This window comes from Schinkia azotoformans (assembly GCF_035811335.1).
Taxonomy (GTDB): Bacteria; Bacillota; Bacilli; order Bacillales; family Bacillaceae_J; genus Schinkia; species Schinkia azotoformans.
This window is the reverse complement of sequence record NZ_JARSMD010000041.1, coordinates 47041-56565: the sequence shown is the minus strand read 5'-3', so window position 1 is coordinate 56565 and position 9525 is coordinate 47041. Positions and strand designations below refer to the sequence as shown.

10 protein-coding genes and 1 rRNA gene are annotated in these 9525 nt (G+C 38.3%); 4 read left to right on the top strand and 7 right to left on the bottom strand.

Annotated elements, in window-relative coordinates; all coding sequences use genetic code 11:
- The 4 genes from P9E47_RS20330 to P9E47_RS20315 form a co-directional block, all read right to left on the bottom strand.
- Positions 1-95: ribosomal RNA gene (locus P9E47_RS20330) — 16S ribosomal RNA — on the bottom strand; the annotation flags it as partial.
- A gap of 413 nt (positions 96-508) precedes the next feature.
- On the bottom strand, positions 509-835 hold the full coding sequence (locus P9E47_RS20325) for a YnfA family protein (protein WP_326164571.1): 327 nt from the start codon (positions 833-835) through the stop codon (positions 509-511).
- A 42-nt stretch (positions 836-877) separates the two neighbouring features.
- The gene (locus tag P9E47_RS20320; RefSeq protein ID WP_326164568.1) at positions 878-3106 is read right to left on the bottom strand and encodes an ATP-dependent helicase; all 2229 of its coding nucleotides are present in this window, start codon (positions 3104-3106) and stop codon (positions 878-880) included.
- 73 nt (positions 3107-3179) lie between these two features.
- On the bottom strand, positions 3180-4088 hold the full coding sequence (locus P9E47_RS20315) for a DMT family transporter (protein ID WP_003331964.1): 909 nt from the start codon (positions 4086-4088) through the stop codon (positions 3180-3182).
- A 262-nt stretch (positions 4089-4350) separates the two neighbouring features.
- On the opposite strand from P9E47_RS20315, the gene P9E47_RS20310 reads away from it, so the two are divergent.
- From P9E47_RS20310 to P9E47_RS20300, 3 genes are all read left to right on the top strand, one after another.
- Positions 4351-4926 (top strand): DoxX family protein, encoded by a 576-nt coding sequence (locus P9E47_RS20310; RefSeq protein ID WP_003331963.1) that lies wholly within the window; start codon positions 4351-4353, stop codon positions 4924-4926.
- 353 nt (positions 4927-5279) lie between these two features.
- On the top strand, positions 5280-6791 hold the full coding sequence (locus P9E47_RS20305) for an SLC13 family permease (RefSeq protein ID WP_051015815.1): 1512 nt from the start codon (positions 5280-5282) through the stop codon (positions 6789-6791).
- Positions 6792-6971: 180 nt separating this feature from the next.
- On the top strand, positions 6972-7715 hold the full coding sequence (locus P9E47_RS20300) for an SDR family NAD(P)-dependent oxidoreductase (RefSeq protein ID WP_003331961.1): 744 nt from the start codon (positions 6972-6974) through the stop codon (positions 7713-7715).
- Positions 7716-7784: 69 nt separating this feature from the next.
- On the opposite strand, the gene P9E47_RS20295 is transcribed toward P9E47_RS20300, so the two are convergent.
- Entirely contained in the window at positions 7785-8348 is a 564-nt protein-coding gene (locus tag P9E47_RS20295) for a glutathione peroxidase (RefSeq protein WP_003331960.1), read from the bottom strand.
- Between the two features lie 72 nt (positions 8349-8420).
- Between P9E47_RS20295 and P9E47_RS23000 the strand changes: the two genes are divergently transcribed.
- A complete protein-coding gene (locus P9E47_RS23000; RefSeq protein ID WP_157382132.1) occupies positions 8421-8675 on the top strand; it encodes a diguanylate cyclase domain-containing protein in 255 nt (84 codons plus the stop codon).
- A gap of 85 nt (positions 8676-8760) precedes the next feature.
- On the opposite strand, the gene P9E47_RS20290 is transcribed toward P9E47_RS23000, so the two are convergent.
- Positions 8761-9069, bottom strand: coding sequence for a hypothetical protein (locus tag P9E47_RS20290; protein ID WP_003331959.1), 309 nt, complete (start codon positions 9067-9069; stop codon positions 8761-8763).
- A 79-nt stretch (positions 9070-9148) separates the two neighbouring features.
- Positions 9149-9475, bottom strand: a complete 327-nt coding sequence (locus P9E47_RS20285) for a DUF7694 domain-containing protein (protein WP_003331958.1) — start codon at positions 9473-9475, stop codon at positions 9149-9151.
- Positions 9476-9525 lie beyond the last annotated feature (50 nt).

Genomic DNA, 9525 nt, shown 5'->3' with positions numbered 1-9525 from the left:
CTAAAGGAGCAAGCTCCTTTAATCATCCGCTCGACTTGCATGTATTAGGCACGCCGCCAGCGTTCGTCCTGAGCTAGGATCAAACTCTCCAAAAAGTGTTTGATTGCTCAAAATTAATACTGACTTAGTGTTGAACTCTAGGTTCAACTTTATTTGCACGCTTGACATTTTGTTTAGTTTTCAAAGATCATTTCGTTCGTCGTGTTTTCAGCGACAAGATTTATCTTAACATCTTACTTCGCGGAAGTCAACAACTTTTTTTAAAAAATATTTTTCAGCGTTTGCTTAACGCCGGAATTTCATAATACCAAAAATAAAATAACTATGCAACACCTTTTTAAAAATAAGCTTTAAACAAAAGCTTATATTATGATTCAAGTTACTGAATAGATATTGTTTTTTGGTCAGCGAAAATTATTTTATAATTTATTTTCATAGAAATCAACTACTTTTTCAAAAAAACTTCAAAATTATTAATTAAACACTTATTTAAAACAGGACGAGGTCCTTAATGCCTTGGAGCCCAAAGCATAACAGAAACCCCGATCAAACAAATAGCCGCTCCTATCCAATCATAAGTATCAGGCGTCTTTTTATCTATTCCCCATCCCCACAAAACGGAAAGAATGATAAAGACGCCACCATAAGCAGCATACACTCGTCCAAATGAAGGGAATTTTTGAAGCGTAGGGATGATGCCGTATAAAACTAGAATAAGGCCACCAATGATTCCATACCAATATGGTTTCCCTTCCCGCAACCATAGCCATACTAAGTAGCCTCCGCCTATTTCGGCGAGCCCAGCAAGTATGAATATAAATATTGAGTAAACTATGTCCCTCTCACCCTTCTATTGTAATTTTAGATTGAAAAATGATTATGCCAGCTCTATAAGCCCCAATTCCAAGCATGTACTAATTGAAAGATTTTTTACACCCGTTTGAAAACGCACCTCGATCGTGTCTTCACTGAGCTTAACGATTTCACCATGACCGAAGACCCTATGTTTGACTTCCCTGCCTTCTACCAATTCCGCCTGATCTTTTATGGCATTACGATTATAAGGAATAGTAGTGTTCCCCACCTTGATTTTCTTTTTAACCTGTACATCTTCTTTGATATTTTCAGTAGGAGGCGGAGGCGGATCGATTATATTTTTGACATAGGATACAAATAATGAATCCTGGGTCTTTTCCCCATCTCTTTCTTTATATCCAATTAGTTCAAGGTGCTTTTTCGCCCTTGTCATCCCGACGTAAAAAAGACGTGTTGCCTCCTCAATTGCATCACCCTCCACCGTTCCACCTGTATAATCGTCAGATGAAGGAATGATTCCATCAACTAAATCAATCATATAAACCCATTCAAATTCAAGGCCCTTTGCACTATGGAATGTTGAGAATGTCACCGCATTCTGACCCTTCCTCGACTTTGCTTTCTTCAGTTCAGCCTCAAGTGATTTGAGTCGACTCGCAAACTCCTCCATCGACTCCAACCCGTCCGCAATTTCCTCCAATGTATTCAGAATCCCCAAAAGGTTATCTTTACGAAAACCAAGGCGCTCACACATTTTCTCAAGAGTCTTCTCGTAGCCTAAACGATCACGGATGACCTGAATGGCATGGAGCGGCGGCATCCCTTTCATCTGCTGGAAGGTCTCTTTGCTTTCCTTTAAAGGTTTCACTTGATAATCCTGGATCTCCACAAATTTGATCAAGTTATCAAAAACCGATTCATTATTGTTTATTTCTTTCAATGCCGCCATTTGTTTTTTGCTAATATACCCATTAAATTTTAGATGAATTTTTTCTAAAATATCTGGCCGCTTGTCGGTATATGTCATCCGCATGAAGTTTAGGATATCTTGAACTACCCAATGTGAAAAAAAGCGATTGTCAGCATCCTTCATAAAGAATGGAATGCCTGCACGGTCAAATTCATTCATCAAAGCGATAGATGAAGAATTATTCCGATACAAAATGGCTACTTCCCTAAGGTTATATGTGATATCCTGGATTTTTTGTACTAAATATTTAGCTTGATAGATGTAATCCGGCAAACTTCGAATCTGAATAGGCTCCTCAGCAGGGTTTTCCGTAAACATGTTTTTATCATAACGGTTTTTATTTCGCTTTATGAATTGATTTGCTGCATCAACAATACCCTTCGATGAGCGGTAATTTTGTTCCATAAACAAAATCTCTGCATTTGGATATACCTGTTTAAAGTTAAGCAAATAAGACGGCTCCGCGCCGCGCCAGCTATAAATGCTTTGGTCGTCATCGGCTACTACACAAAGATTCCCGTGCTTTTGAACCAACTTCTCAATGATAGCATGCTGCACCATTGAAGTATCTTGGCTTTCATCTGTTAAGAAATAATCATACCGTCCTTGATAAGCTTGAAGAAGCCCGCTGTCTTCCTTTAATGCTTGATTGGCAATCGTCAACATATCATCGAAGTCTAGCAAAAGCTGATGGTAGCCCGACTTTTTAAAAGCCTCATACTCTTCAAAAATTCGCTCAGCTTCAGGAACATCGACCTTAACCGTCGACCACTTTTCTTTTGACAGCATTTTATTTTTAATAAAGCTTATGTATGTTGTTAACTCGTCCATTTGGTCCTCGGTAATAGTTTCCCTGACAATAGATTGAAACAAGTTTCGTAAAATGATCTTCTTATGTAGTGGCTGCTCCTTCCAACTACTTTTTCCTTGCTTCCCTAAATCCACATCCAGATCACCTTCAATGATGCGATAGGAAATACCCGCTTTACGAAAATAATCCCGGACTACCTGAAAGGCAAGGCCATGGATAGTTGAAAAGTCAACGGGCGGAAGTTCCGGAAAAAATCGTTTAAACCGTTCCTTCATATCAATAGCTGAAGCCCGGCTAAAGGTAACCGCCTTGATTCTTGTCGGATTTACACCCTTCACTTCAATAAGATAGCCGATTCGCATAATAATCGTAGTCGTCTTCCCTGACCCAGGTGACGCAAGAAGAAGAAGCGGACCTTCAGTTTGAAGGACTGCCTTCCTTTGGATCTCATTCAAGGAAACTCCTAATTCTTGTTTTTTACGTTCAAAAAAATCATTACTTCCGTTCATTTCAGTTTACTCCTATCGAATGCCGTTCAAAACTATGCTCCCATTATAGCATTTTTAAAATAGGAAAAACCGCTCAGACTTGAGCGGCTTTTTTCTTCAAAAAATATATTTTCCCTTCAGAAACAAAAAGACCTGCCAATGTAAGAATTGTACCTAACGCAGCCATCCCCGTTATTTTTTCATGTAATACTATCATGGAAGTAACCACTGTAATGACAGGAATCATGTAAATATAAATACTCGTTCTAACCGCCCCAAGCACTTTCAAAGCAAAGTTCCATGTAACAAAACAAAGTGCAGAAGCACCCAGTCCCAAGAATATAATATTAAATAAGTTCACAGGGTTCGCAAAACGCTCGATGCCTAGTCTGAAATTGTATAAAAATAAAGCCGGTAACATAAATATAATTCCATAGAAAAACATTCTTCTTGTAATTTGAATTGTATTATAGCCGTAACTGCTTATTTTTCTAGTAAATAAAGAATAAAACGCCCAAACGATTGTAGCGCCAACTGCCAATAAATCACCTAAAGGATTTAGTTGAAAGTTGGAAGTCCCGCTAAAACTAATTAGGGAAATCCCAACCATTGCAACGACAAAGCCAATGAAGAAATTACCTCGCAACGGTTCATCCTTCAAAAATAGGTATATGAGAATAGCTGTAAAAAATGGAGCCAACGAACAAATTACACCTACATTCGAAGCCATTGTATAGGTTAATGCGATATTTTCCAAAAGGTAATATAAAGTTACACCGCATAACCCTGCTCCTGCAAATAGCAGCTCATGTTTTTTATCCTTCACTTTCAGCCGGTGTGGATACACAATTATCAAGGCGATCAATCCCATGATAAATCGGAAAAAAAGGATCTCGATTGGCGTAAAATCATTTAATAGTAGTTTAGTAGAAATAAAAGTTGTTCCCCATATAGCAATAGTTAGTATGGCAACTATATGACCCACAGTATGTTTGTTTTCCATCATCTTATCCTTTCAACCGCGCAAATTATTATAATAACACCTCTTATTTTATATCTTTTAAAATATATTAACTATAATTAAACGTTTATTTAAATGAGAAATCCTAACTAATTAATAATTTTACTTCACAACTTCACGATTAATTGCATAATATTTACGGTATTTAATAATAAAACAATGGTAAGTGTTGCTTAATTGTAAACATTTACCTATAATTAGTTTTTAATCTAAATTTTCAGATCATAATTTGGGGGTGTTATCTTTGAATGGAACAAAAGAAAAAAACATTATTATCCCGGAAAACCCTGTTTCAAAGTATTTGTTTTCCAGTGTCTACGCAGCTTGGATATGGCTGATTATCCGACTTTATGTTGGATACGCTTGGCTTACTGCAGGCTGGCATAAGGTCCAGAGCGATGCTTGGACAGGAGAAAATGCGGGTGCAGCTGTTCAGGGATTTATCCAAGGAGCATTAGCTAAAGCCGCGGATGGCAAGGACGTAACCGGCTGGTATGCAAGTTTCTTAGAAAACACTGTACTGCCGAACGCAAAAATCTTTGGATTTGTCGTTGCGTATGGTGAACTGTTAGTAGGGCTTGGTCTTATCGTCGGACTTTTAACTGGAATTGCAGCGTTCTTTGGCACGATTATGAACGTCAGCTTTCTTTTCGCAGGAACACTAAGTACAAATCCAATTTTGTTTATACTGGCGACTTGGCTTGTACTTGCTTGGAAAAACGCCGGTTGGTACGGCTTGGACCGTTGGGTACTGCCACTACTCGGTACACCTTGGCACCGGGAATCATCTAAGAATAGTGAGCATTCTGCAAATCTATGAAAAAATCGGGACGCAGGGTCGGGAACTGCGTCCCACTTTTATAAACAAATCATGCCCACCCACAGGGACGCAGTTCCCGACCCCGCGTCCCTGTAAAAGACCCCATTTTCACAAAATATGCACAAATGTTTCATTAGATATCCATACCTTTTAAATTATATAAGAATTATGATAAAGGTACAGGATCATTTAATAGACTAGGGTCCATTTTATAAGAGATTCAATATATTTTTAGAAATGAGGGGGTGTTACATGTCCATTTTAATTAATAAATAGTATTTAATTAGCCCAGTAGAAGGAAGGAGTGTTGATGTATGTCTAGCATTTCAGCCAAATTAAAGGGTTTTCAAAGTATGGATTCACACAAAAAGAGTTCAACAAAAAGTGAAAGTGCTGATAAGAAAAAGCAAAAATTAAAAGCCATTTTCTTGCTGGTAGCTTTCCTAGCTCTTATCGTTATTTTAATGTTGCCAACCCCGGAAGGATTATCAGTTGCGGGTCATCGCACGTTGGCTGTTCTAGCTTTTGCTGTTATTTTGTGGGTAACCGAAGCTGTTTCTTATCCGGTAAGTGCAGCACTTATTACCGTTTTATTAACTTTGCTTTTAGGATTTGGGCCAAGCTTGGAAGACCCAACACAGATAATGGGTACTAAAACTGCCTTAACGATGTCACTCTCTGGTTTTAGCAACTCAGCTGCCATTCTGGTAGCAGCTGCACTATTCTTAGCAGCGGCGATGCAAGCGACCAAGCTAGATAAGAGGATTGCACTTACCATTTTGTCAAAGGTAGGCTCTCAAACTAAGAGCATTCTCATTGGTGCAATTCTTGTTGGAGTTGTCTTAGCCTTTTTTGTACCTAGTACTACAGCCCGAGTGGGAGCCATCGTACCAATTATTCTAGGGATGGTAGCTGCATTCGGATTGGAAAAAAACAGCCGCTTAGCCGCCCTATTAATGATTACTTCAGCGCAAATTGGTTCAATTTGGAATATCGGTGTTAAAACAGCCGCTGCACAAAACATGGTAGCCATCGGATTTATTGAAGAAGCCTTTGGCAAAAGTGTAACCTGGGGACAATGGTTCCTTTATGCTGCTCCATGGTCAATTGCCATGTCCGTCCTTCTTTACTTTGTTATGTTAAAAGTCATACCGCCAGAAATGGACAGTATTCCGAACGGAAATGAAATGGTTAGAAAACAATTGGATGAATTAGGAAAGATGACTAAGCCCCAAATCAGATTAACCATTATCTCAGTAACTCTGTTATTCCTTTGGGCTACAGAAGGTACACTACATGACATCGACACTACAACCTCTACACTCCTTGCCGTAGCCATCATGCTTACACCTAAAATTGGCGTATTTAGTTGGAAAGAAGCAGAATCCAATATTCCTTGGGGAACCATCATCCTGTTTGCAGCTGGTATCTCTTTGGGAACAGTCCTGCTTAAAACACAAGCAGCAAACTGGATGTCATCTGCCATGTTCAGCAGCATCGGAATCTCTACACTATCAGTACTTGGCATCATCGCTGCCGTTGCTGCCTTTAACTTCCTGATCCACCTTGGCTTTGCCAGTGCAACAAGTTTAGCTTCTGCTTTTATCCCGGTGGTTATTTCCCTAACCCAAGGGCTAGAAGGATATTCTGTCGCAACGCTTATAGGTATCGTATTGATCCAACAATTTGTTGTAAGCTTTGGATTCCTGTTACCAGTGAACGCACCGCAAAACATGGTTGCTTATGGTACTGGTGCCTTTACTACAAAAGACTTCTTAAAATCTGGGGTTCCTTTGACCATCATTGGCTATCTGTTGATTCTTCTCTTTGCTGCAACCTACTGGAAATGGGTAGGATTGTTATAATAGAACACGGGAGAGGCCTTGTTGCGGAAGCAATACGGTCCTTTCCCTTTTTTTATATAAAAGTTATAAAACATTCAAATTTGCCCAGGCTCGCCAGTGTTTATATTATGTATAATTATTTTTGTACAACAATTTGTGAATACTTTCACAAAAAATGATATGGTAACGGAGGACTTTCTTATGCGTTTACAAGAAAAGGTTGCGATTATTACAGGTGGTACATTTGGAATTGGCGAAAGCACAGCATTACTATTTGCTAAAGAAGGCGCAAAAGTAATCATTGCTGCCCGTAATAAAGAAAAAGGAGAAAATGTAGTCCAGAAGATTAAAGAACTTGGCGGGGAAGCTATTTTCGTTAAAACCGATGTGTCAAAAGAAGAAGATGTAAAAAATCTTGTTGAAGAAACAATCAATACTTTTGGTAAAGTGGATATCCTATTTGCTAATGCAGGTGTTGGCGATATGGGAGACCTCGACACAGTAACCCTAGAAGATTGGAATTACACTCTTAGCGTTGACCTTACTGGTGTATTCCTTTGCAATAAATATGTTATCCCACATATGGAGGAGATTGGCGGCGGCTCCATTATTAACTGTGCCTCAATCCTAGGACATGTCGGACAGCCATCTGTGACTGCTTACGCTGCTGCGAAAGGCGGCGTTGTGAACATGACTCGTACTGCTGCCGTTACATATGCAAAGAAAGGCATTCGCATCAATGCAATATGCCCAGGATATATTGTAACAAATATCCTAGATGGACTTTCTGATGAGATGTTAGAGCATTTGAAATCCTTACATCCAATCGGCCGCCTCGGCAGACCTGAAGAAGTAGCCAATGCTGTATTATTCCTTGCAAGCGATGAAGCATCGTTTGTTACCGGTGCTAACTTGTTAGTAGACGGCGGCTATACTGCTCAATAAGAATTTTTCACTTTGAAGGTATTAAAATGGGACGCAGTTCCCGACCCCGTGTCCCATTTTGTTTCTAATTTACGATACCGATTCATGTTGGACAAGTTTGGCAATATCAGCAGAAATAGCCGAAAATTCATCCGTTGGCTCGTATCTTTTAATAACCCTTCCCTCTTGGTCAATTAAGAATTTTGTGAAATTCCATTTAATCTCGTTTCCTACTAACCATTCTGGGTTTTTATCAAAAATCATCATTTTTAACAACTTTTCATTGAAGTTATTCTCATCAAATCCTCTAAATGGCGCTTGATTTTTTAAGTATTGAAACAATGGATGTTCCTCAGGTCCATTCACATTAACCTTTGCAAATATAGGAAAATTCACACCATAATTAAGCTTACAAAAAGCCGCTGCCTCTTCATTTCCACCGGGTTCCTGTTCTCCAAATTGGTTGCAAGGAAATCCTAAAATTTCAAAATTATTATCTTTATGTTGCTCATAAAGCTTCTGCAAATCATCAAACTGTGGTGTGAATTTACATTTACTAGCCGTATTAACAATTAGCATCACTTTACCCTTGTAGCTTTCCAAAGACACACTTTTGTTATTTATTCTGTCCGCTTCAAAACGATGCACACTCATTTTGACCACCTTTTTATAATGAATATTTTTTAATAATTATTATAAACTATTAAAAATATAAGTCAAGCCATAATGAGACGCAGAGTCGGCGGGGCGCAGTTCCCGACCCCACGTCCCACCTTCATTTGTCAAGCAGCTAATGATGAATTATCTGTGCGATACACTCTTAGCCTCGGGCTACTCACCATTATTCCCGATCAAAATACCGAATGGGACACGCTATACATTTTATGTGACAAAGCCCTTTATGAAGCAAAAAATAAAGGCAGAAATCAAGTCGTTCACTATCAATACTCCCGAGAATCAAAAAATCCCGCTAGATTATAACAACTTTTGCGGGATTCTCTATTTGCAATCCCATATGGAGTGGGAAGCGGAACCCGTGTCCCACTTGTTCCATTACAAATTGACTTTAACCTCTAAGTCTGTTCAAGATATTATTGAGTTCAGTATCATGTTTACCAGTTTTTGAACTTAGATATTCAATATCTATTTTTACACTTTTAATTTCGTCAGAAACCACATCAAAAACTTTACGATGTTCATCTAATTTATCATTTATATACCTAAAATTACTGCGCATCTCTGATAGTATATTTTCTGCTTTTGAATCAAGACTATCTACCTTAGAATCTACGTTGGTAACCTTTTCTGCAATTCGTTCTTGTCCCTCTTTTAAATTATTGATTTCATTAAGAATTTGCTTTAAAATTTCCTCCAACTTAACCAACTCCACCCATGATTTTAATTAAATATAACACATAAAGCACCAATATTCATACGTAACCTAGCTTAACTTTTTAGTGATAAAATCCTTTTTCAAAGTTTTTGTTTTTATCCACCGTTGATTCGAAAAAATGAACTATAAAACAATTTGACTGCTGAGATACAGATACCATCTCCATCATAATATCTGGGAATAGAAGGCTTTTAATTTTCATAATTTCATCAAATGTTGGAATCCGATTGGCGTGGCTAATAGAGTAATGCCATCTTCCGTCATTCCTGCTGACAATAATGGCACAATCCCCGTAATCATACGACTTAATATTATCCGATCCATTCTTCTTCATTTGTTTGACAACGAATTTCGGAAGCTTTACTTCTATTATACTTTCAGTTTTCATTTTTAACTCACCCCGATTGTATGTTCTGTTTTTATTATATCAGAACATTA

What these genes read in the sequence shown, in the direction of transcription:
- P9E47_RS20320 (WP_326164568.1), bottom strand. Translation starts at nt 3,106, where the DNA reads ATGAACGGAAGTAATGATTTTTTTGAACGTAAAAAACAAGAATTAGGA.
- P9E47_RS20300 (WP_003331961.1), top strand. Translation starts at nt 6,972, where the DNA reads ATGCGTTTACAAGAAAAGGTTGCGATTATTACAGGTGGTACATTTGGA.
- P9E47_RS23000 (WP_157382132.1), top strand. Translation starts at nt 8,421, where the DNA reads ATGAGACGCAGAGTCGGCGGGGCGCAGTTCCCGACCCCACGTCCCACC.
- P9E47_RS20295 (WP_003331960.1), bottom strand. Translation starts at nt 8,348, where the DNA reads ATGAGTGTGCATCGTTTTGAAGCGGACAGAATAAATAACAAAAGTGTG.
- P9E47_RS20315 (WP_003331964.1), bottom strand. Translation starts at nt 4,088, where the DNA reads ATGGAAAACAAACATACTGTGGGTCATATAGTTGCCATACTAACTATT.
- P9E47_RS20285 (WP_003331958.1), bottom strand. Translation starts at nt 9,475, where the DNA reads ATGAAAACTGAAAGTATAATAGAAGTAAAGCTTCCGAAATTCGTTGTC.
- P9E47_RS20305 (WP_051015815.1), top strand. Translation starts at nt 5,280, where the DNA reads ATGGATTCACACAAAAAGAGTTCAACAAAAAGTGAAAGTGCTGATAAG.